At 72.3% G+C, this 20,980-nt stretch carries 19 protein-coding genes; 10 read left to right on the forward strand and 9 right to left on the reverse strand.

Going from position 1 to position 20,980, the window contains the following annotated elements; all coding sequences use genetic code 11:
* The 8 genes from ACIGXM_RS18710 to ACIGXM_RS18745 form a co-directional block, all read right to left on the reverse strand.
* Positions 1–906, reverse strand: coding sequence for a metal-dependent hydrolase (locus ACIGXM_RS18710; protein ID WP_396562151.1), 906 nt, complete (start codon positions 904–906; stop codon positions 1–3).
* Between the two features lie 181 nt (positions 907–1,087).
* Complete coding sequence (locus ACIGXM_RS18715) at positions 1,088–1,867, reverse strand: IclR family transcriptional regulator (protein WP_396562153.1); 780 nt, start codon at positions 1,865–1,867, stop codon at positions 1,088–1,090.
* 266 nt (positions 1,868–2,133) lie between these two features.
* Entirely contained in the window at positions 2,134–3,594 is a 1,461-nt protein-coding gene (locus tag ACIGXM_RS18720; RefSeq protein WP_396562155.1) for a catalase, read from the reverse strand.
* 41 nt (positions 3,595–3,635) lie between these two features.
* Positions 3,636–4,916, reverse strand: a complete 1,281-nt coding sequence (gene alc, locus ACIGXM_RS18725; RefSeq protein WP_396562157.1) for an allantoicase — start codon at positions 4,914–4,916, stop codon at positions 3,636–3,638.
* An 8-nt stretch (positions 4,917–4,924) separates the two neighbouring features.
* Complete coding sequence (gene allB / locus ACIGXM_RS18730; RefSeq protein ID WP_396562159.1) at positions 4,925–6,292, reverse strand: allantoinase AllB; 1,368 nt, start codon at positions 6,290–6,292, stop codon at positions 4,925–4,927.
* 120 nt (positions 6,293–6,412) lie between these two features.
* Positions 6,413–7,558 (reverse strand): glycerate kinase, encoded by a 1,146-nt coding sequence (locus tag ACIGXM_RS18735; RefSeq protein WP_396562160.1) that lies wholly within the window; start codon positions 7,556–7,558, stop codon positions 6,413–6,415.
* A gap of 496 nt (positions 7,559–8,054) precedes the next feature.
* Positions 8,055–8,948 carry a 2-hydroxy-3-oxopropionate reductase gene (locus ACIGXM_RS18740; protein ID WP_396562162.1) on the reverse strand — a complete coding sequence of 298 codons (894 nt, stop codon included), beginning with the start codon at positions 8,946–8,948 and terminating at the stop codon, positions 8,055–8,057.
* 55 nt (positions 8,949–9,003) lie between these two features.
* Positions 9,004–9,846 carry a hydroxypyruvate isomerase family protein gene (locus ACIGXM_RS18745; protein WP_396562549.1) on the reverse strand — a complete coding sequence of 281 codons (843 nt, stop codon included), beginning with the start codon at positions 9,844–9,846 and terminating at the stop codon, positions 9,004–9,006.
* Positions 9,847–10,060: 214 nt separating this feature from the next.
* Here ACIGXM_RS18745 and ACIGXM_RS18750 point away from each other — a divergent pair, with 214 nt between their 5' ends.
* The 7 genes from ACIGXM_RS18750 to ACIGXM_RS18780 all read left to right on the forward strand — a co-directional run bounded on the left by ACIGXM_RS18750 (position 10,061) and on the right by ACIGXM_RS18780 (position 16,187).
* On the forward strand, positions 10,061–10,324 hold the full coding sequence (locus ACIGXM_RS18750) for a thiamine-binding protein (RefSeq protein WP_396562164.1): 264 nt from the start codon (positions 10,061–10,063) through the stop codon (positions 10,322–10,324).
* On the forward strand, positions 10,321–10,704 hold the full coding sequence (locus tag ACIGXM_RS18755) for a helix-turn-helix domain-containing protein (RefSeq protein WP_396562166.1): 384 nt from the start codon (positions 10,321–10,323) through the stop codon (positions 10,702–10,704). Before ACIGXM_RS18750 ends, ACIGXM_RS18755 begins: the two co-directional genes overlap by 4 nt.
* A gap of 174 nt (positions 10,705–10,878) precedes the next feature.
* Complete coding sequence (gene uraD / locus ACIGXM_RS18760; RefSeq protein ID WP_396562168.1) at positions 10,879–11,412, forward strand: 2-oxo-4-hydroxy-4-carboxy-5-ureidoimidazoline decarboxylase; 534 nt, start codon at positions 10,879–10,881, stop codon at positions 11,410–11,412.
* Positions 11,413–11,472: 60 nt separating this feature from the next.
* Positions 11,473–11,805, forward strand: a complete 333-nt coding sequence (gene uraH / locus ACIGXM_RS18765) for a hydroxyisourate hydrolase (protein WP_396562170.1) — start codon at positions 11,473–11,475, stop codon at positions 11,803–11,805.
* A gap of 16 nt (positions 11,806–11,821) precedes the next feature.
* A complete protein-coding gene (gene pucL / locus ACIGXM_RS18770; protein ID WP_396562172.1) occupies positions 11,822–12,736 on the forward strand; it encodes a factor-independent urate hydroxylase in 915 nt (304 codons plus the stop codon).
* A gap of 193 nt (positions 12,737–12,929) precedes the next feature.
* Entirely contained in the window at positions 12,930–14,312 is a 1,383-nt protein-coding gene (locus ACIGXM_RS18775; RefSeq protein ID WP_396562174.1) for an 8-oxoguanine deaminase, read from the forward strand.
* Between the two features lie 219 nt (positions 14,313–14,531).
* Positions 14,532–16,187 carry an MFS transporter gene (locus ACIGXM_RS18780; protein WP_396562176.1) on the forward strand — a complete coding sequence of 552 codons (1,656 nt, stop codon included), beginning with the start codon at positions 14,532–14,534 and terminating at the stop codon, positions 16,185–16,187.
* A 76-nt stretch (positions 16,188–16,263) separates the two neighbouring features.
* Here the strand turns inward: ACIGXM_RS18780 and gcl are convergent, their stop codons facing one another.
* A complete protein-coding gene (gene gcl / locus ACIGXM_RS18785; RefSeq protein ID WP_396562178.1) occupies positions 16,264–18,042 on the reverse strand; it encodes a glyoxylate carboligase in 1,779 nt (592 codons plus the stop codon).
* A gap of 294 nt (positions 18,043–18,336) precedes the next feature.
* On the opposite strand from gcl, the gene ACIGXM_RS18790 reads away from it, so the two are divergent.
* The 3 genes from ACIGXM_RS18790 (at position 18,337) to ACIGXM_RS18800 (ending at position 20,865) form a co-directional block, all read left to right on the forward strand.
* Positions 18,337–19,281, forward strand: a complete 945-nt coding sequence (locus ACIGXM_RS18790) for a transposase domain-containing protein (protein ID WP_396562180.1) — start codon at positions 18,337–18,339, stop codon at positions 19,279–19,281.
* A 208-nt stretch (positions 19,282–19,489) separates the two neighbouring features.
* Positions 19,490–19,840 (forward strand): peptidase inhibitor family I36 protein, encoded by a 351-nt coding sequence (locus tag ACIGXM_RS18795; RefSeq protein ID WP_396562182.1) that lies wholly within the window; start codon positions 19,490–19,492, stop codon positions 19,838–19,840.
* 77 nt (positions 19,841–19,917) lie between these two features.
* Entirely contained in the window at positions 19,918–20,865 is a 948-nt protein-coding gene (locus ACIGXM_RS18800) for a hypothetical protein (protein WP_396562184.1), read from the forward strand.
* The last annotated feature ends 115 nt before the right edge of the window (positions 20,866–20,980 follow it).

The raw sequence follows: 20,980 nt of genomic DNA on the forward strand, positions 1-20,980 counted from the left end.
TCAGCGGGCGGCGGCGCGGGCGGCCGGCGAGGTGGCGAGGTAGCTCAGGGCCTGGGCACTGGAGCCCTCCTGGGTGGGGTGGTAGCCCGGCTTCAGGTAGCGCAGCCCGGAGCGGATCGACTGCACCGGGTCGGGCAGCAGGCCGCGCCGCGCCGCGTCCTGCGCCTGTCGCCAACTGGGCCGGACCCGGCCGCGCAGGCTCGGATCGTGCGCCAGCAGGTAGCGCACCCCGCGGATCCACAGGTGCACCAGCAGCGGCCCGGAGACCAGCATGCCGCGGATCCGGCGCGGGTAGCCCGGGTCCAGGTGAACCATCAGGTCGAAGGCCACGCTGCGGTGTTCCACCTCCTCGGCGCCGTGCCAGCGCAGCAGGTCGACCATGGTCGGGTCGGCGTGCGCCCGGTCCAGGCCCGGCGAGTTGAGCGCCCAGTTGCCGAGGAAGGCGGTGAAGTGCTCGATCGCGGCGACGAAGGCGACTCGCTCGATGACGGTCTCACGCCGCTGCCGCGCGTTGAGGTGCGGCTTCTCGCCGAGGATCCGTTGGAACAGCCAGGCGATCTGCCGGACGTAGGGCCGCGGGTCGAGGCCCTGTGCCAGCAGGTGGTCCAGCACCTCCTGGTGCGCCTCGGCGTGGATCGACTCCTGGCCGATGAAACCGAGCACCTCCTCGCGCAGCCCGTCGTCGGTGATCAGCGGCAGGGCCTCCTTGAAGACCCGGATGAACCAGCGCTCACCCTCGGGGAGCAGCAGGTGCAGCACGTTGATGGTGTGGGTGGCGAACGGTTCGTCCGGGATCCAGTGCAACGGCAGCTCGGTCCAGTCGAACGCCACGTCGCGGGGTTCCAGCACGAGGTCGTGGTGCACCTCGGGGGCCGTGGGGCGGACGGGGCCTCTGGTTCGGGGCATGGGAGGGCCTCCTGACCTGCGGGGGTGGCGGCAGCACTTCAAACTACTGGCGGGTACCGCAGCTCACAAGGGGTTCGGCCATTCTTATCGACGGTGAGTCTAATAACGTCCGCGAGGGGCGCCGAACGCCGAGGGGCCCGCGCGCAGGCACGGGCCCCTCGGTGGGTGGACGGATCGAGCACTACACCGCCATCGCCAGCATCAGTGGCGCCGCCCGCTCGGCCAGCAGCTCCGACGCGGCCCGCAGCCGGTGCGCGTTGTCCAGCGGGAGCGACATCGCCAGGCAGCCCACCGTGCTCCCGGCCGTCACGGGGACGGCGGCGCAGACCGTGCCGAGGGCGTACTCCTGCAGGTCGAGGGTGGGGACGGTGGCCGGCTGGCGCTCCAGCCGGTGCATCAGCTGCTCGGCGTCGGTGATGGTGCGCGAGGTGAGCCGGGCGATCGGGTGCCGGGAGAGGTGGTCCAGCCGGCCCTCGTGGTCGAGTTGGCTGAGCAGGCACTTGCCCAGCGCGCTGGCGTGCGCGGTGGCCCGGAAGTCCACCCACTCGTGCACCGCCGGCGCGTGCTCCGCCGCGGCGACCGCCTCCACGCTCAACTCGCCGTCGTGGTAGCGCCCGAAGTACACGGCGGCGCCCAACTCGTCACGCAGCTCGGTGAGTTTGTGGTGCAGCCGGATCCGGATCAGCTGCTCGCGGTTCTGCTGCCCGAGCATCGCGAAGACCCCGCCCAGCAGCCAACCACCGTCCAGCGACTGCAGGTAGCCCTCGGCGGCGAGCACGCCGACCAGCTCGCGGACCACCGGCCCGGGCAGCGCGGTCTCCCGCGCCAGGTCGGCCAGGGTGGCCCCGTACGGGTGCCGATCCACCGCCTCGAGCACCCGCAGTGCCCGCCGCAGGGAGCCCTGCGGACCCGCCGCGTCGTGGTCAAGCATGGCCGGACGACCGTGGCTCTGTGCCGGCATGGCCTCCCCTTCCGCTCCCCTGTACCACCCATCAGCCTATCCGGGGTCAGGCCCGCGCAAGCCCCGGTCATCCCAGATTCCCGCAGGTGACAGCTATTGGCCGATTGGCATATGCGAGGCGGCCGGAAAGCGGCGCGAAGCGGGGATCGGCAGCACGTCGGCCCCTCCCCCACTGTCCTGGGAGAGGGGTCGGCGGCCGGGCGCCCGGAGCGGAGCGGGTGCCCTGAGGGTGGCCTGCCCGGCGAGTCAGCCGATCTGAACGGGCATCAGCCCTCGTCGCCCGCCCGGAGCTTGTTGACGGCGGCCTCCAGTCGCGCGCCGTACTCCTCGTCGGCGGCGTGGAAGTGGGCGAGGTTCCTCGCCACGACGTCGTCCCGGCTGACCTGGGCCAGGAACCCGGCCAGGTTGCCGATCAGCCGGCTCTTCTCGTCCTCGGACATCAGCCGGTACAGCTCACCCGCCTGGAAGAAGTCGTCGTCCTTGGTGTGGGCCGGGGTGGTGTAGCCGCCGGTGTGGCCGTTCAGCGCGACCGGCGCGGCCAGCGCGTTGTCGGTCTGACGCGGGCCGTCGTACGAGTTGGGCTCGTAGTTCTTGCCGCGGCCGGACTTGTTGACGGCCGAGAAGCCGTCGCGGCCGTAGTTGTTCGCCTCGGTCGCCTTCGGAGCGTTGACCGCGAGCAGCGTGTGGTTCACGCCGAGCCGGTAGCGCTGGGCGTCCGCGTAGGCGAAGAGCCGGCCCTGGAGCATCTTGTCCGGGGACGGGCCGATGCCCGGCACGAAGTTGTTCGGCGAGAAGGCGGCCTGCTCGACCTCGGCGAAGACGTTCTCCGGGTTCCGGTTGAGCACCAGCCGGCCGACCCTGATCAGCGGGTGGTCGGCGTGCGGCCAGACCTTGGTGAGGTCGAACGGGTTGAAGCGGTAGTCGGCCGCCTCGGCCACCGGCATGATCTGCACGTACAGGGTCCAGGACGGGAACACCCCGCGCTCGATCGCCTGGTGCAGGTCGCGCTGGTGGCTGTCGGCGTCGCCGCCCACCACCTCGGCGGCCTGCGCCGCGTCGAGCGAGCGGACGCCCTGGTTGGTCTTGAAGTGGTACTTGACCCAGAACGCCTCGCCCGACTCGTTGACCCACTGGTAGGTGTGCGAGCCGTAGCCGTTCATGTGCCGGTACGAGGCCGGGATGCCGCGGTCGCCGAAGAGCCAGGTGATCTGGTGGGTGGCCTCGGGGGCGTGCGCCCAGAAGTCCCACACGTTGTCGGCCTCGGTGATGCCGGTGAACGGGTCGCGCTTCTGCGAGTGGATGAAGTCGGGGAACTTCAGCGGGTCCTTGATGAAGAACACCGGGGTGTTGTTGCCGACCAGGTCGTAGTTGCCCTCGGCGGTGTAGAACTTCAGCGCGAAGCCGCGCGGGTCGCGGACCGCGTCGTTGGCGCCGAGGTTGCCCGCCACGGTGGAGAACCGCAGGAAGACCTCGGTGCGCTTGCCCACGTCGGCGAGGAAGTCCGCCCGGGTGTACCGCGACACCTCGTCGGTCACCTCGAAGTAGCCGTAGGCGCCGGAGCCACGGGCGTGCACCACGCGCTCCGGGATGCGCTCGCGGTTGAAGCGGGCGAGCTTCTCCAGCAGCTGCTGGTCCTGGACGAGCAGCGGGCCGTACTCGCCGGCCGAGGCCGAGTTCTGGTTGTCGGCGACGGGCGCGCCGGACTCGGTGGTCAGGATCTTGGGCATGGCGGTCCTTCGGAAGGGGAGCGGTGCGTGGTGAAGGGGGATCAGACGCCCAGCAGGCGCCAGATCGCGGCGCCCCGGCGGGAGGTCTCGGTGCCGTCCGGCCCGTCGGCCGGCCGCAGCGCCGCGAGGGCGGCGGTGACCTCGGCCGGGGTGGCCAGCGGGCGGGCGGCGGCCAGCGTGATGGCCTCGGCGCCGGTCAGGCCGGCGTCGGCGAGCGCCTGCGCGGCCTCGGTGGCGGGCAGCGCGTTGAACCAGCGCAGCGCGAGGGCGGCGCGGCCGGCCTCGGTGAGCCGGCCGGTGAGCCGCAGCCGGGCCAGGCCACCGTCCGGGTACACGTTGATCCGTACGTGGGTCACCGGGCGGCCCACGTCGAGGCGCAGCCGGTGGCGGGTGTCGGGCTGCAGGCGGGTACGCGGCAGGATCTCGAACCAACCAGCGGCATCGTCCTCCGGACGGCAGCGACCGGACCCACCACCCGCCGAGGCGTCGTAGCCCACCAGGTCGGCCCAGCCGGGGGCGTTGGCGACGAAGTGGGTGGTGTCCACCTCGACGGCCAGCACCTCGCCGCCCCCGGCCAGGGCGATCTGCACCCAGTCGTTGGCCTTGTCGCGCCGACGCCGGGTCTCCCAGCCCTCGCCCATGACGGAGGCACGGCCGGGAGCGTTCAGGTTGTGCGGGGAGGAGAAGTAACGGTCCGAGGCGGCCTCGGCGACCCCGCCGTACTCCTGGGCGGCCAGGTCGAAGGTCAGCCCGTCCAGGTCGCGGGGGTCGGGCAGCACCTCGCCGTGCACCCGCAGCCGGGCGACGCCGCCGTCGGGCCAGATTTTCAGCCGCACGTGGGTGTAGCGGGTGGGGTCGGTGACCTCGAACGCGTGGGCGGTGTCGCCCTGCAGCGGGCTGCGCGACACGATGTCGGTCCACTCGGCCGCGGCCAGCTCCTCGACCGAGGGGATGCCGGGTATCGAGGCGGCCTGCACGGAGGCGCTCTCCGGGTAGTTGCCGGTGAAGTGCGCGGTGTCCACGATCACGCCACGGATCCGGCCGGCCACTCCGAGCCGGACGACCGCCCAGTCGTGGTCCTGGTCGGTCGGGTGCGGCTGCTCGGCCGAGGCGCCGCGCCGGCGCCGGCTCTCCCAGCCGTCCATGATCTGGCCCTTGTGGCCGAAGGTGTGCGGACGGAACTCGGCGTCCTCGGCGACCAGCAGGTTCTCCGCGTCGGCGAAGGTGTCCTCGTTGGTGGCCACCACGCCGGCGCCGAGCAGCCGGGAGGCCAGGTTGACCAGCTCGGTGAAGGGAGCGGCCGGGGTCTGACGGGTACTCATCTCGCTCCTCAGCGGGTACGAAGGATCTGCCGGCCGAAGGGCTCGGCGTGCACGTCCACCACCCGGCCGCGCAGCCAGGTGGTCCGGACGACGCCGGTCAGGGTCTTGCCCGCGTACGGGGTGACCGGGTTGCGGTGGTGCAACTCGTCGGCTACGACGGCGAATCCGGCGTCCGGGTCGAAGGCCACCAGATCGGCGTCGCGGCCGACCGCGATCGCGCCCTTGCTGCCCTCCAGGCCGACCAGTGCGGCCGGCCCGGCGGACATCCAGCGCACCACGTCGGTGAGTTGGTGGCCGCGCCGGCGGGCCTCGGTCCAGATCGCCGGCAGACCCAGCTGCAGCGAGGCGATCCCGCCCCAGGCGGCGGCGAAGTCACCGCTGCCGCCGAAACGTTTCAGCAGCTTGAGGTCCGGGGTGGACGGCGAGTGGTCGGAGACGATCGCGATGAACTCGCCGGCCGCCAGCGCGGCCCAGAGCAGGTCACGGTTGGACTCGTCGCGGATCGGCGGGCAGCACTTGAAGGCGGTGTCGCCGTCCGGCACCTCCTCGGCGGCCAGGGTCAGGTAGTGCGGACAGGTCTCGGCGGTCACCCGCACGCCGTCGGCCCGGGCCTGGGCCAGCAGCGGCAGCACCGCGGCCGAGGAGACGTGCAGGATGTGCACCCGGGCGCCGGTCCGCCGCGCGGTGTCCAGCAGCCGGGCCACCGCGGCCGCCTCGGCGTCGTCGGGCCGGGAGGCCAGGAAGTCGCGGTAGTGCACGCCGGGTTGCTGCGGAGCCGCGGCCAGCACGGCCGGGTCCTCGGCGTGGATGATCGCGAGTGCGCCGATCCGGGCCTGCTCGGCCAGCGCCTTCTCCAGGTCGGCCTGTTCGACGTGCGGGAACTCGTCCACGCCGGACGGCGCGAGGAAGCTCTTGAAGCCGAACACCCCGGCCCGGTGCAGCGGTTCGAGCTCGTCGGCGTTGCCGGGCACGGCGCCGCCCCAGAAGCCGAGGTCGACCCAGGCCTGACCCTCGGCGGTCTTCCGCTTGACCGCCAGGCCCTCCACCGTGGTGGTGGGCGGGATCGAGTTGAGCGGCATGTCGATCACCGTGGTGACGCCGCCGGCCGCGGCGGCCCGGGTGGCGGTGGCGAAGCCCTCCCACTCGGTCCGGCCCGGCTCGTTGACGTGCACGTGGGTGTCGACCAGGCCGGGCAGCAGCGCGGTGTCGCCGAGGTCGGTGAGGGTGGCGTCCGCCACGAGCAGCGAGTCGTGGGCGGCGATCCGCTCGATCCGGCCGTCCCGGATCAGCAGGTCCGCGGGGCGCTCGCCGTCCGGGAGGACCACGCGGCGGGAACGGATCACCGCGGTCGCCTGGGGAGTCACGCTGCGCGGCATCAAGACCTCCGGACTGAGGTGGAGTAGCGGTGGCTCGGAGCCTAGGGCCGCCTTCAACAAAACGTCAATGTAGGAAAGTACGACAGGATCGGGTGGGGCCAGGAGGTGAACTCCCGGTCCTCAACGGGCCGCCAGCAGCTCCGCGGCCAACCGCTCCCCCGCGACCTCGGCCAGCTCGGCGGCCTTCGTCAGGCTGTCACCGGGCTGCTCGGCCAGGTCGGTCAGGGCGTACGCGGCGACGAAACCCGCGCCCCGCCACTCACCCTCCGACAGTTCGAGCCGCCCTGCCACGGCGGCCACCGGAACCCCCGCCCCGGTGGCCGCCGCGGCAACGCCGGCCGGGGCCTTGCCATGGAGCGTCTGCGCGTCCAGACACCCCTCACCGGTCACGACCAGGCGTGCCCCACGCACGGCCTCGTCGAAACCCAGCAGCTCGAGCAGCAGCTCGATGCCGGGCCGCATGGTGGCGCCGAGCAGGGCCAGGGCGGCGAAGCCGACCCCGCCCGCCGCTCCGGCACCGGGGGCGTCGCGGACGTCCCGGCCGGTGATGTCCCGCACCGCGTCCGCCCAGCGGGTCAGACCGGCCTCCAGGACCACCAGGTCCTCGCCCTCCGCGCCCTTCTGCGGGCCGTAGACGGCGGTCGCGCCGCGCGGGCCCAGCAGCGGATTGTCCACGTCACAGGCGACCACCACCTCCACGCCCGCCAGGGTGTCCGCCAGCGTGCCCGGGTCCAGGCGGTGCAGCCGGCGCAGGGCCGCACCGCCCGGGGGCAGTTCGACGCCGGCGGCGTCGTACAGCCCGACCCCGAGCGCCTGCACCATGCCGGCCCCGCCGTCGGTGCACGCGCTGCCGCCCAGACCCAGCACGACGCGCCCGGCGCCTAGCGAGACCGCGCGGGCGATCAACTGGCCGACCCCGTAGGAGGCCGCCGCGAGCGGCGCGGTCCGGCCGCCGGGGAGCCGGGCCAGGCCGGAGGACTGGGCCAGCTCGACCACGGCGGTGTCGTCCCGCAACGCGATCGCGGCGTCCACCGGCAGGCCGGTCGGGCCCGCCACCTTGACCGGGATCCGGGTGAACCCGGCCGCCAGCGCGGCGGCCAGGGTGCCCTCGCCGCCGTCGGCGACCGGCAGTTCGCGGACCTCCAGCTCGGGGCGGACCCGGCGGATCCCGGCGGCGAGGCGAGCGGCCACCTCGGCGCCCTCCAGGGTGCCCTTGAACTTGTCGGGAGCTACGACCACATGGCCCTGGGTGGGGATGGCGGGCATGGTGCTGGCCTCACTTCCGAGTCGAGCTGTTCCGGTTCGGGCTGTTCCGGGTCGAGCTGGGTGACGTGCTCTCAATGGTGGGTCCCAGGCTGTGGGGATGCGACCCCCTCCCCGCCGTTCCTCCCGTCCCGCTTCCGACGTACGGGGGGCTCCCCTCGGCGAGGGAGGGGGCCGGGCGGCGCCCGCGCACGACCGAAGTGCGCTGCGCCGCCGGTCTGGCACGGCCGGTAGGCAGGTGCTTGGGCCTCAGCCTGCCTACCGGCCGAAACTGCCCTCCTGGTGGCGCGGGCACGACCGGACAGGTACACGCCACCAGGAGGAGTTCAAGGGGCGCCGCGCGCAGCGCGCCCACAGAAGGGCGGTGGCGGGCGACGGATCCAAGGGGTGCCGCGCGCAGCGCGCCCACAGAAGGGCGGTGGCGGGCGACGGATCCAAGAGGTGCCGCGCGCAGCGCGCCCACAGAAGGGCGGTGGCGGGCGACGGGTGGGCGGGCGGGCTAGTCGACCTCGCGGCCCGCGAGCCGCTCCACGCCGCGCAGCAGGGCCGAGTGGTCCAGCGAACCGTCACCGTTGGCCCGGGCCGAGGCGACCAGCTGGGCCACCACCGCGCCGAGCGGCAGCGGGGCCTCGACCGCGCGGGCGGCGGAGGTCACGATACCCATGTCCTTGTGGTGCAGGTCGATCCGGAACCCAGGGGCGAACTCACGGCCGACCATGTTGGCCTTCTTGCGGTTCAGCACGGTCGAGCCGGCCAGGCCGCCCGCGAGCACGTCCAGCGCGGCCGACAGGTCCACGCCCGCGTTCTCCAGGAAGACCACGGCCTCGGCCACGGCCTGGATGTTGATGGCCACGATCAGCTGGTTGGCGGCCTTCACGGTCTGGCCGGCGCCGGCCGGGCCGACGTGGATGACCGTGGTGCCCAGCGCGTCGAAGAGCGGCTTGGCCTCGGCAAAGTCCGCCGCCTCGCCCCCGACCATGATCGAGAGGACCGCCTCGACGGCACCGGCCTCGCCGCCGGAGACCGGCGCGTCCAGGGTGCGGACGCCCCTCCCCTTGGCCGCGGCCTCCACCTTGATCGAGGTCTGCGGGGTGATCGAGGACATGTCGATCACCAGGGCGCCCGGCTCCACGTTCTCCAGCACACCGCCCTCACCGAGGATGACCTGCTCGACCTGCGGGTCGGCCGGGACCATGGTGATCACGACCTCGGCGTCCTTGACCGCGTCCGCGATGCTGGTCGCGCCGTGGCCGCCGGCCGCCACCAGGGCGTCGATCTGGGGCTGGGTGAGGTTGAAGCCGGTGACGTGGTGGCCGGCCTTGACCAGGTTGGCGGCCATCGGGCTGCCCATGATGCCGAGGCCGATAAAGGCGATCTTGCGGGAGGCGCTCATCGCGTCGCGTTCCTTCGTACGGGGGTGGGTGCGGGCGGGCAGGGAGGGGAGGGGGTCACCGCGCGGCGCGCAGCTCGCGCGGCAGCCACTCGAAGCTCTCGGCGCTGACGCCGGTGGACGGGCGGTACTCCAGGCCGATCGGGCCGGTGTAGCCGGCCGCGGCGAGCCGCTCGAACAGGTCCTCGAAGTCCAGCTCGCCGGTGCCGGGCTCGTTGCGGCCGGGGAGGTCGGCGATCTGCACGTGGCCGATCCGGTCGGCGAAGCCGTCGATCACGGCGGCCAGGTCCTCGCCGTTCACCGACAGGTGGTAGAGGTCGCAGAGGAACCTGGCGTTGCCGAGGCCGGTGGCGGCGTTGACCCGGTCCACCACGTCCACCGCGGCCTGCGCGGTGAGCAGCGGGTAGTCCGGGGCGTCGACCTTGTTGAGCGTCTCGATCAGCAGCACGGCGCCGATCTCGTGCGCCGCGCGGGCCGCCAGGACGAGGTTCTCCAGGGCGAGCGCGTCCTGCTCGGCCGGGTCGGCCCCGGCGAGCCGGTTGCCGTAGAGCGCGTTGAGCGCGCCGGCGCCGAGCGAGCCGGCCAGCGCCGCGGCCACCGGGAGGTTGGCCCGGAAGCGCTCGCGCTCGGCCGGTACGGAGAGGGTGCCCTTGGCGCCCACGGTCAGGTCGTCGAGGAAGTTGAGGCCGGTGAGCCGGACGCCGGCATCGGTGAAGGCCTTGCGGAGCGCGTCCAGCTCGGCCTCGGACGGGGTGGCCTCGGTCCCGAACGGCCACCACAGCTCGGCGGCGGTGAAGCCGGCGGCCGCGGCCGCGGCCGGGCGCTCCAGGAGCGGGAGCTCGCTGAACAGGATCGACAGGTTGACCGTGTAGCTGTGCTCGGCAGCGGCAGTCACGTCCATCACCTTTCACTCTTCCTCATCCGCAACTTCCACGATCCGGAAGAGGGATTCTGCTTGGTGGAAGCATGGCACGGGCACCCGATGGAGTGTCAAGGTCGTCGCAACAATTTGTTGAAGAGGCCGAAACCCGCCTCCCGCGTCGGCGACCGACTGTCCGATCGACCAGTCAGAACCGGCCAGACCCCACCACCCGCCCGCTCGCTACAGTGAGCAGGTGCGATTGATGGTGGAATTCACGACAGAACCGTTCGAACTGGTCAACTTCCCGGACCACGCCGTGGCGGCCCGCCGCGTGGTCGACGAGGCCGGCCTGACCGTCTCGGTCGGCCCGTTCGGCACCAGCGCCGAGGGCGAGGCCCAGCAGGTGCTCGCCGCGGTCGACCGACTGCTGCACGAGACCCTGGAGCACGGCGCGAGCCGGATCTCCGTCCAGGTCAGCGTGATCCCCGAGTCCCCCGAAGGAGTGGGTACGCAGTGAGCGACGCCCTGGAACACCCGCTCACCGTGGCGATAAAGCCACTGCTCGACGCCGTCGGCGCCACGGTCCTCGACCTGGACGCCGCCAAGCCGGACGATGTCGTGCTGCGCTGGGAGGACGAACCGGTCATGGCCGTCCGCCTGCCCCACCTGAGCAGCGCCCTGGACCGGCTGCTGACCGAGATGACCAGGCAGTTCGACGGCCGTCCGCTCGCCGAGCTGGACCGCCTGGAGAAGCAGCAGGTGGTCGCCCTGCTGGAGGAGCGCGGCGCGTTCACCGTCCGGCACGGCGTCGAGACGGTCGCCTCGGCGCTCGGAGTCAGCCGGTTCACCGTGTACAACTACCTGAACCGCCAGGTCGAAGGCCCGAAGGCCGGCTGACCGGGCCAGTCTTGCCGACCGACCGGGACGGCACACTTGGCGGATCGCACACGAAAGCGGCCGGCCGGCGGCGGCGCCTCGAAACGTAACCACCAAGGGTTCAACAAAGTGTTGACGCCCGGGGGTGGTGGATCTAGCTTGTGCGGGTGGCACCACTCTTCAGGAGGTCCACCCGTGAGCAACCACCCCCACGCGTCCCCTGACGCCACCGGCGCCCTCTCGGCGCTGGCGGCGACTCCGGCCGCCGAACTGGACCACCTCCTCCTGGAGGTCTGTTCCAGCCCCCGCTGGGCGGCCACCGTAGCGGCCTCCCGGCCCTGGTCCGACCGGAACGTCCTGCTCGCCGCCAACGAGGCGGCGATGGCCGGGCTCAGCACCGCCGACCTGGGTGACGCCATGGCCGGCCACGCCCGGATCGGCAGGCCCAAGTCGGGTGACGCCACCTCCGAGCGCGAGCAGGCCGGCATCCAGGGCGTGCACCCCACGCTCCTCGACGAGCTACACCGGGCCAACGCCGCCTACGAGGCGAAGTTCGGCCACGTGTTCCTGATCTGCGCCACCGGCCGCACCGCGGCCACCATGCTCGCCGCGCTGCGCGAGCGGTTCCCCAACGACGCGGCCACCGAGGCCGAGATCGTCCGCGGCGAACTGCGCAAGATCAACGACATCCGGCTCAACCGACTGCTGGACGAGACCCTCGCCCGGTAGGTTCCCCGGAGAAGCTTTTTGACGATCCGTCAATCACGTTACCAGTAAGGTCTTCTCGCCATGACTGGCATCTCCACGCACGTGCTCGACACCAGCCGCGGCCGTCCCGCCGAGGGCGTCCCGGTCGAGCTCGCACTCAACACCGAGGGTGGCTGGCAGGCGCTCGGCACCTCCGCCACGGACTCCGACGGCCGGGTGAAGGACCTCCCGGCCGTGGAGGCGGGCTCGGTCGTCCGGCTCCGGTTCGACACCGCGGCCTACTACGCGGGTTCGGACGAGGCGCCGTTCTTCCCCGAGGTCTCGATCGTCTTCACGGTCGCGCCCGCGCAGCACCACTACCACGTGCCGTTGCTGTTGAACCCCTTCGGATACTCCGTCTACCGCGGAAGCTAGGAACCAGGAGCCCGCCATGGCCCACGTGCTCGGTCAGAACCAGTACGGCAAGGCAGAGAACCGCATCGTCCGGGTGTACCGCGACAGCACCCGGCACGAGATCAAGGACCTGAACGTCTCGGTCGCCCTCTCCGGCGAGTTCGACGACGTCCACCTCACCGGCTCGAACGCCAACTGCCTGCCCACCGACACCACCAAGAACACCGTGTACGCCTTCGCCAAGGAGCACGGCATCGAGTCGGCCGAGGCCTTCGGCATCACGCTGGCCCGGCACTTCGTCGACGACACCCCGCCGGTGCACCGGGCCCGGATCCGGATCGAGGAGTACTCCTGGGACCGGATCAGGACTCCGGACAACACCTCGCGGTTCATCGGCTCGGAGGAGGTCGGCCACTCCTTCGTCCGCAACGGCGGTGAGGTCCGCACCTCCGAGATCGTCTACGACGGCAGCACCGTCCAGGTGATCTCCGGCCTCAAGGACCTGGTCGTGATGAACACCACCAACTCCGAGTTCTGGGGCTACATCAAGGACCGCTACACCACACTGAAGGAGGCCTACGACCGGATCCTGGCCACCCAGGTGACGGCCCGTTGGGCGTACTCCTACCGCGGCCGGGAGGACGAGACCCAGCCCAACTGGAACCGCTCCTACAGCCACGTCCGCCGGCACCTGCTGGAGGCGTTCGCCGAGACCTACTCCTACTCGCTGCAGCAGACCCTGCACGCGATGGGCACCCGGGTTCTCAACAACCGGGCGGAAGTTGACGAGGTCCGCCTCGAACTCCCCAACAAGCACCACTTCCTGGTCGACCTGGAGCCGTTCGGGCTGAAGAACGACAACGAGGTCTACTACGCCGCGGACCGGATGTACGGGCTGATCGAGGGCACCGTGCACCGCGAGGGCGTCGTCCCGGTCATCCCGGTCGCCTGACCGGGGAACCGCGGCCCGAGGGATTCTCGCTCCGCGGTCCCGCCCTCGGGGGCCAGCAGTACCGACGGCGGTCCTCCCCCCGACGGGCCTCCGCGGTCGGACGGCCCACCAGCCGGCCTCCCCGCCCGGCCGTCCGACCGTGAGGTCCACCCCGGGGCACCCCCAAGCCCTCCCCCACTCCCAGGAGTCAGCCATGGCAGTCCAGCCTCCCAACCCCGAGCAGCGGATCGTGATCGAGAACGTCGCGATCGCGACGGTCGACGCCGACGACACCGAGCACGCCCGCGGCCACGTGGTGGTCAGGGGCAATCTGATCGAGTCGGTCGGCAACGGCCCGGCCCCGCGGTGGCTGGACAACGTGGTGCGCCGGATCAACGGCGAGGGCCATCTGATCACCCCGGGGCTGGTCAACACCCATCACCACTTCTACCAGTGGATCACCCGCGGCCTGGCCCAGGACAACATCCTCTTCGACTGGCTGGTCGCGCTCTACCCGACCTGGGCCCGGATCGACGACCGGCTGGTGCACGCCGCCTCCCAGGGCTCGGCCGCCGCGCTGCTGAAGTCCGGCTGCACCACCGCCAGCGACCACCACTACGTCTTCCCGCGCGGCGGCGGCGACGTCCTGGGCGCCTCGATCGAGGCGGTCCAGGAGCTCGGCCTGCGCTTCACCGCGCTGCGCGGCTCGATGGACCGCGGCCAGAAGGACGGCGGCCTGCCGCCGGACCACGCGGTGGAGACCACCGAGGAGATCCTGACCGCCTCCGAGGCGGCCGTGGACAAGTGGCACGACCCCTCCTTCGGCTCGATGCTGCACGTCGCGATCGCGCCCTGCTCGCCGTTCTCGGTCAGCACCGAACTGCTGCGGGAGGCAGCGGTGTTGGCCCGCCGCAAGGGCGTCCGGCTGCACACCCACGGCTCCGAGACGGCCGAGGAGGAGCAGTTCTGCAAGGAGTTGTTCGGGATGGGCCCGACCGACTACTTCGAGTCCACCGGCTGGCTGGGCGAGGACGTCTGGATGGCGCACTGCGTCCACATGAACGACTCCGACATCGCCAAGTTCGCCGAGACCGGCACCGGTGTCGCGCACTGCCCGTCCTCCAACGCCCGCCTGGCGGCGGGCATCGCGCGGGTCCCGGAGATGCTCGGGGCCGGCGTCCCGGTCGGCCTCGGGGTGGACGGCACCGCCTCCAACGAGTCCGGCGAGCTGGGCACCGAGCTGCGCAACGCGCTGCTGATCAACCGGCTGCACGGCCGCCCCGACGCGCTCACCGCGCGCGGCGCGCTGCGCCTGGGCACCATGGGCGGTGCCCGGGTGCTGGGCCGTCAGGACGAGATCGGCTCGATCGAGGTGGGCAAGCTGGCCGACCTGGCGCTCTGGAGGGTCGACGGCATCATGCACTCGTCGATCGCCGACCCGGTCGCCGCGCTGACCATGGGCGCGCTGCCGCCGCTGGCGCTGCTGCTGGTCAACGGCAACGCGGTGGTCGAGAAGGGCAACCTGACCACAGTCAACGAGGACCGGATCGCGCAGAACTGCGCCCGGGCCGCCAAGGAGCTGGCCGCGCGGGGCTGAACGCCGGTCAACACGCTCCCCCACACGGGTGGCACCTCACGTCCCACCCTCCCCCCAGACTCCGGGCCGCCCAGGGACGGTGCGTGACCCGGACTCCGCCCCGTCGGGGCGGACCGCAGCCCCGGACCCACGGCGAGGGTCCGGGGCTGCGGCGTTTCCCGTGGGTCGGCCACGTAGGTTACTGCTACTCGTATCTGATCGACAGCCGAGAGAGAGCACATGTCCACCAGCGGCTCGGGGGTCCTCGCCACCGCCCGTCGCGGCCCCTCCCCACGGCTGCTCCTCGCCCCCCTGCGGCACCCCGTGGTCGCCGCGACCCTGCTGGCCGCCGCGCTGGGCCTGTTCTGGGCGCTGGCGCTCGCCAACGAGGCCGGCGACCTGGCCGCCCAGTACGCCTGGACCGACTTCACCAGGCAGCACCCGGACGCGGCGTACAACCTCTCCTGGTACGGCGGCATGCACACCGCCTCGTACAGCGTGCTCTCGCCCTATCTGATGGGCCTGCTGGGCGTGCGCACCACCGGGGTGCTGGCCGGCACGGTCTCCGCCGCGATCGGCGCCGACCTGCTGGTCCGCTCGGGGCTGCGCCGCCCGCTGTTGCCCGCGCTGTGGACCGCCTTCGCGCTCTGGTGCGACATCGCCTCCGGACGGGTGACCTTCGCGACCGGGGTGGTCTTCGGGCTGGCCGCCACCGCGCTGGTCCACCCGCGGGCCGTGCTGACGAGGTCCCGGGGCGCCGGGCTCTTCGCGCTGGCCGCGCTGGCCACCCTGGGCAGCCCGGTGGTCGGGCTGTTCCTGGAGGTGGTGGCCGCCGCGCTGTTCCTCGGGCGGCGGCGCGGCGAGGCGTACCTGCTGGCCGGCGCGCCGGTGCTGGTGGTGGCCGGGACGTCGCTGCTCTTCCCGTTCTACGGGGTGCAGCCGTTCGACTGGTGGGCCGCGCTGCCGGTGGTCGCGGTGGCGCTGGCGGTGGCGCTGCTGGTGCCGCGCGAGTGGCGTGCGGTGCGCTCCGGCGCGCTGGTCTACGGGCTCGGCGTGGTCCTGGTCTGGCTGGTGCCGTCGCCGGTGGGCAGCAACGTGGACCGGCTGTGGCTGCTCTTCGCCGGGACGGCGCTGCTGGCCGCCGCGCTGGAGCCGCGCCCGGGGCTGCGGATCGGGCCGCACGCGGTGGCCGCGGTCTTCCTCGCGACGGCCGGCTGGCTGGTCGTCAAGACCGCGGGTGACCTGGCCAGTACCGTCCCGGTGCAGGCCGCCACCCAGGACTACGGGCCGCTGGTCGCCGAGCTGCGCGCGCTCGGCGCGGACCGCGGCCGGGTCGAGGTGGTGCCGATGCGCACGCACTGGGAGGCCGCCGCGCTGGCGCCGTACGTGGAGCTGGCCCGGGGCTGGAACCGGCAGGCCGACGTCAGCCGCAACCCGCTCTTCTACGTCGGCACCCTCACCCCGGACAGCTACCACGCCTGGCTGCTGCGCTGGAGCGTCGGCTACGTGGTGCTGCCCTCCGACACCCCGGACGACGCGGCGGTCACCGAGGCGGCCGTCGTCGCGTCGGATCCGTCCTGGCTCCGCCCGGTCTGGCAGAACCGGAGCTGGCGGCTCTACCGGGTCACCGACGCCGCGCCGCTGGCCCAACCGCCGGCCACCGTGCAGCAGGCCGGGGCGGCCGCGCTGACCGTGCAGGTGCCGGATCCCGGCTCGGTGCTGCTGCGGGTCCCGTTCTCACCCTGGCTGGGGATCTCCGGCAGCGACGCGGACGGTGACGACGGCTGCCTGGCCCAGTCCGGCGACTGGACGGTGCTGCACGCGCCGCACGCCGGCACCTACCGGATCACCGGGCAGTACACGCTGAACCGCGGCGCGCCCTGCCGCGCCGCGTAGCGGACGCACCGCACGGAACCGGACGGGGCCGGGGCCGCCTGTGTGGCGACCCCGACCCCGTCGCCGCCCCACCCGGTCAGGCGAGCGGGAGGATCGCGGTCGGCGCGTGGCCCGGCTCGCTGGCCAGCTCCTCGAACTCGTTCACCTTGTCGATGTCGGTGCCGCTCATCGAGATGTTGGTGATCCGCTCCAGGATCGCCTCGACCACCACCGGGACCCTGAACTCGGCGGCGAGCTTCTTCGCCTCCTCCAGGGCCGGCAACAGGGCCTCCGGCTGGGTGACCCGGATCGCCTTGCAGCCCAGCCCCTCGGCGACCTTGACGTGGTCCACGCCGTAGACGCCCAGCTCCGGCGAGTTGAGGTTCTCGAACTCCAGCTTGACCTGGAAGTCGATGTCGAAGTTGCGCTGGGCCTGGCGGATCAGGCCCAGGTACGAGTTGTTCACCAGCACGTGGACGTACGGGATGTGGTGCTGCGCACCGACCGCCAGCTCCTCGATCATGAACTGGAAGTCGTAGTCGCCGGAGAGCGCGACCACCTGGGCCCCGGGGGCGGCGGTGGCGACCCCCAGGGCGGCCGGGATGGTCCAGCCGAGCGGGCCGGCCTGGCCGCAGTTGATCCAGTGTCGCGGCTTGTAGACGTGCAGCATCTGCGCGCCGGCGATCTGGGAGAGGCCGATGGTGGTGACGTACCGGGTCTCCGGGCCGAAGGCGCGGTTCATCTCCTGGTAGACCCGCTGCGGCTTGAGCGGCACGTCGTCGAAGTGGGTGCGGCGCTGGAGGGAGGCCTTGCGCTGCTGGGTGGAGGCGGCCCACTCGCCGCGGTCCTTGAGCTCACCGGCCGCCTCCAGCTCGCGGGCGACCTCGATGAAGAGCTCCAGCGCGGCCCCGGCGTCCGAGGCGATGCCGAAGTCCGGTGCGAAGATCCGGCCGATCTGGGTGGGCTCGATGTCCACGTGGACGAACTTCCGGCCGGCCGTGTAGACCTCCAGGCCGCCGGTGTGGCGGTTGGCCCAGCGGTTGCCGATGCCCAGCACGAAGTCCGAGGCGAGGAAGTTCTCGTTGCCGTAGCGGTGCGCGGTCTGCAGGCCGACCATGCCGGCGTTCAGCGGGTGGTCGTCGGCGAGGGTGCCCCAGCCCATCAGGGTGGGGATCACCGGGGTGCCGGTCAGCTCGGCGAACTCGACCAGCAGCTCGGCGGCGTCGGCGTTGATGACGCCACCACCGGCCACGATCAGCGGGCGCTCGGACTCGTTGAGCAGCCGGATCGCCTTCTCGGCCTGGGCCCGGGTGGCGGTCGGCTTGTAGACCGGCAGCGGCTGGTAGGTCTCGGGGTCGAACTCGATCTCGGTCATCTGGACGTCGGCCGGCAGGTCGATCAGCACCGGGCCCGGGCGGCCGGAGCGCATCAGGTGGAAGGCCTGCTGGAAGACACCGGGGACCTGGGCGGCCTCCAGGACGGTGGTGGCGGCCTTGGTGACCGGCTTGGCGATCGAGGCGATGTCGACGGCCTGGAAGTCCTCCTTGTGCAGCCGGGCGGTGGGCGCCTGGCCGGTGATGCAGAGGATGGGGATCGAGTCCGCGCCGGCCGAGTAGAGGCCGGTGATCATGTCGGTGCCGGCCGGGCCGGAGGTGCCGATGCAGACACCGATGTTGCCGGCCTCGGCCCGGGTGTAGCCCTCGGCCATGTGCGAGGCGCCCTCGACGTGCCGGGCCAGCGTGTGGTTGATCCCGCCGGAGGCCTTCAGGGCGGCGTAGAAGGGGTTGATCGCGGCGCCCGGCACGCCGAACGCGACCTCAACGCCTTCGCGCTTGAGGATCTCAACTGCCGCGCGGGCGGCTGTCATTCGAGGCATCGGGGGACTCCTGCGGTCGACTCATATTTCCACAATGCGGAATATAGGTTCTGTGATGTGAAATCAACGTACGGGCGGTCCGGCGGCACGTCAAGGCTTCGACCCCGCCATCTTCAACAACTCGTTGAACCCTGGCCATTGGCGGTACCACCAGGTCGCAGGCCCGTTTCCACGGCCCGAGCAGGTGCGACGTCCATCCGCCCGGGCCGGCGCGACTCGGGGCTACGAGGCCGATACAGCGGACTGTCACGCTTCTCGACGCGTCCCGCAGCCGAGTCACCCAGAGGAGTCTTGGTGCCCGAACCAGCCGACCCCGCCCGTCTCGATCTGTTGCTCCGGGTCTATCCCCCGGAGCTGGTGGACCAGGCCGTCGCCGCCTGCGGCCGAACCGAGCAGCGGCGCCGGCTGCTGTCGGCCCGGCTGATGGTCTACTTCGTCCTCGGCATGGCGCTCTTCTCGCCCTCCCCCTACCTGGACGTGATGCGCCGGCTGGTCTCCGAGCTGCACTGGCCCGACCTGCCGGGGGATCACCAACTACCCAGCAAGGCAAGCATCTACCAGGCCCGGCAGCGCCTCGGCAGCGGTCCGCTGCGCGCGCTCTTCCACACCGCGGTGCACCCGCTGGCCATGCCCGGCGCCAGCGGCACGCACTGGCGCGGGAGACGGCTGCTGGTCCTGGCCGAGCAACACGTCCGGCTGCCGGCCGGCACCCCCGGCACCGCCCGGCTGCGGGTCGACGCGCTGGTCGAGGGCGGCACCGGCGTCGTCCTGGATGCCGCCTGGGCCACCCCCGACGCGGTGCACGCGCCGCTGTGCCCGGCGGGGCCGGACGCCCTGCTGTTGGCCGACCGACTGTCACTGAACGGCCGACTGGCCGACGCCCTGACCGACGCCGGGGCCGGCTTCGTCTGGCGGCTGCCCGCCGGCCGAGCGCACGGACGACCACACGGACGGTTGCCGGACGGGACGTTCCTGGTCGGCCGGCTCGACCGGCCGCTGCGGGCGCTCGCCCCCGACGTGCTCACCACCCTGCTCGACCCCGCCGAGGCACCGGCCGCCGAGCTGCTGGACGCGCTGGGCGCGGGCACGGCCGCCGGCACCGCCGCGCTGACCGAGGCGCTGCACGGAGCGGACCACGCGGCCGGGCCGCTCACCAGCCGGACCCCGGGCGGGATCCATCAGGAGGTCTACGGCCGGCTCCTGGTGCACCACGCGCTGCGGCACCCCGTGTCCGCGTGATCCACACATGCCCCGATGCGGCGCACACAATTCCGCTTGCCGAATTCACCGAACCACCCGGAAACGGTCGGGGATCTTCCGGAAATCAGCGCTAAATAAACGCCGTTGCTCCGGCCCGGAGGCAGCGAGTAGCGTCCCTGGCGACCGGTCGGGGGAAACGCAGAATGCCCGGTCCGGCGACCATCCACGCAATTCCACGGAGGAATCCATGCGCATCAAGGCCGCTCTCGCGCTCGGCGTCGCCGGTGCCGCGCTCGCCACTCTGGGTGCTGCCGGCACCGCTTCGGCGTCCAACTCGCTGAACCTCTACTACAACTCGAACTACCAGGGCGACTGGGCCAACTTCAGCAGCAACGTGCCGAACCTGGCCGGCTACTACTTCATCGACGGCCAGCCGATCAAGAACAACGCCGCCTCGGCCTGGAACTTCGGCACCACCACCGCGACCATCTGGTACAACTCCAACTACGCGGGCACGTCCGACACGCTCTACCCGGGCACCGGCGAGGGCCACCTCACCAACACCTACAACGAGGACGCCTCGATCTCGTTCGGCTGAGCCGCACCGGCCGGCCGGGTCCGTCCCGGCCGGCCACCGCACCGGTTCCCGCCCGTCCGACCAGGAGTCAGCCCGCCATGTCCGGTCGTTCCCGCCCCCTGCCCGTCCTGCTGGCCGCGCTCTGCACCGCCGCGGTGCTGGCCACGGCGTCCGGCTGCGCCGGCGACGCCGACGCCGACAGCGCCACCGGGTCGCCGACGCCGGCTCCGACGCCCACCGTCCTGGACAGCACCGCCCTGCAACTGCCCATCGCCGGTTACCTGCTGACGCCGCCCGCGCAACTCCGGCTGGACCAGGCCTCACAGCTGCTGGTCACCCAGTGCATGCAACGCCACGGATTCACCTACCTGACCACGCCGGCGGCCCCGCGGAGCACGCCGACCAGCATCACCGAAATGCGGTACGGGGTGACCAGCCCGGACCAGGCGAAAAGCACCGGATATCATTTCGGACCGGCCGATCCGGGATATCTGCCGAACGTCGCCGAATCTTCTCCTCCGGACGACGGGGACCCCGGGTACCAGCTGGTGCTCAAAGGCAACGGATCACCCGGAAAGCCCGGCACGGCGACCAGCTACAAATCGCAGCCGGTATCCGCCGGCGGCTGCCTGGGCGATATGCACGACAAGCTGTCGGACGGTGCCACCTTTCTCGGCGACGCCGCCCTGGCGCAGCAGATCGACAGCGAGAGTTTCAGCGACTCGCTGAAGGCGCCGGCGGTGCGGGCGGTGTTCCAGGAATGGTCCGCCTGCATGGCGGCCAAGGGCTTCCACTACGCGACCCCGATGGACGCGGTGAACGACCCGGCCTTCGCCGGGCCGACCCCGGGCAGGAACGAGCAGCAGACCGCCGAGGCGGACGTGGCCTGCAAGCAGCAGGAGAACGTCGTCGGCGTCTGGTTCACCGCCGAGGTGGACCGGCAGCACGCCCTGATGGCCCAGCACAGCGGCGAGCTGCAGACCATCAAGGTGCAGATGGCGGGCCAGGCGGCGGTCGTCGACGACCTGCTGCGCCACGGCGACTGACCCCACGGTGAGGGGGGGGGGGGGGGGGGGGGGGCCCGGCGCCGGCCCCCCCCCCCCGCGGGGGGGGGGGGGGGGGGGCCCCCCCCGCCCGGGGGGGGGGGCGCCCCCCCCCCCC

This window comes from Kitasatospora sp. NPDC052896 (assembly GCF_044547075.1).
Classification (GTDB): Bacteria; Actinomycetota; Actinomycetes; order Streptomycetales; family Streptomycetaceae; genus Kitasatospora.

What these genes read in the sequence shown, in the direction of transcription:
- ACIGXM_RS18740 (WP_396562162.1), bottom strand. Translation starts at nt 8,948, where the DNA reads ATGAGCGCCTCCCGCAAGATCGCCTTTATCGGCCTCGGCATCATGGGC.
- alc (WP_396562157.1), bottom strand. Translation starts at nt 4,916, where the DNA reads ATGAGTACCCGTCAGACCCCGGCCGCTCCCTTCACCGAGCTGGTCAAC.
- ACIGXM_RS18800 (WP_396562184.1), top strand. Translation starts at nt 19,918, where the DNA reads ATGTCCGGTCGTTCCCGCCCCCTGCCCGTCCTGCTGGCCGCGCTCTGC.
- ACIGXM_RS18735 (WP_396562160.1), bottom strand. Translation starts at nt 7,558, where the DNA reads ATGCCCGCCATCCCCACCCAGGGCCATGTGGTCGTAGCTCCCGACAAG.
- gcl (WP_396562178.1), bottom strand. Translation starts at nt 18,042, where the DNA reads ATGCCTCGAATGACAGCCGCCCGCGCGGCAGTTGAGATCCTCAAGCGC.
- pucL (WP_396562172.1), top strand. Translation starts at nt 11,822, where the DNA reads ATGGCCCACGTGCTCGGTCAGAACCAGTACGGCAAGGCAGAGAACCGC.
- ACIGXM_RS18795 (WP_396562182.1), top strand. Translation starts at nt 19,490, where the DNA reads ATGCGCATCAAGGCCGCTCTCGCGCTCGGCGTCGCCGGTGCCGCGCTC.
- ACIGXM_RS18745 (WP_396562549.1), bottom strand. Translation starts at nt 9,846, where the DNA reads ATGGACGTGACTGCCGCTGCCGAGCACAGCTACACGGTCAACCTGTCG.
- ACIGXM_RS18710 (WP_396562151.1), bottom strand. Translation starts at nt 906, where the DNA reads ATGCCCCGAACCAGAGGCCCCGTCCGCCCCACGGCCCCCGAGGTGCAC.
- allB (WP_396562159.1), bottom strand. Translation starts at nt 6,292, where the DNA reads ATGCCGCGCAGCGTGACTCCCCAGGCGACCGCGGTGATCCGTTCCCGC.
- ACIGXM_RS18720 (WP_396562155.1), bottom strand. Translation starts at nt 3,594, where the DNA reads ATGCCCAAGATCCTGACCACCGAGTCCGGCGCGCCCGTCGCCGACAAC.
- ACIGXM_RS18775 (WP_396562174.1), top strand. Translation starts at nt 12,930, where the DNA reads ATGGCAGTCCAGCCTCCCAACCCCGAGCAGCGGATCGTGATCGAGAAC.
- ACIGXM_RS18780 (WP_396562176.1), top strand. Translation starts at nt 14,532, where the DNA reads ATGTCCACCAGCGGCTCGGGGGTCCTCGCCACCGCCCGTCGCGGCCCC.
- ACIGXM_RS18715 (WP_396562153.1), bottom strand. Translation starts at nt 1,867, where the DNA reads ATGCCGGCACAGAGCCACGGTCGTCCGGCCATGCTTGACCACGACGCG.
- uraH (WP_396562170.1), top strand. Translation starts at nt 11,473, where the DNA reads ATGACTGGCATCTCCACGCACGTGCTCGACACCAGCCGCGGCCGTCCC.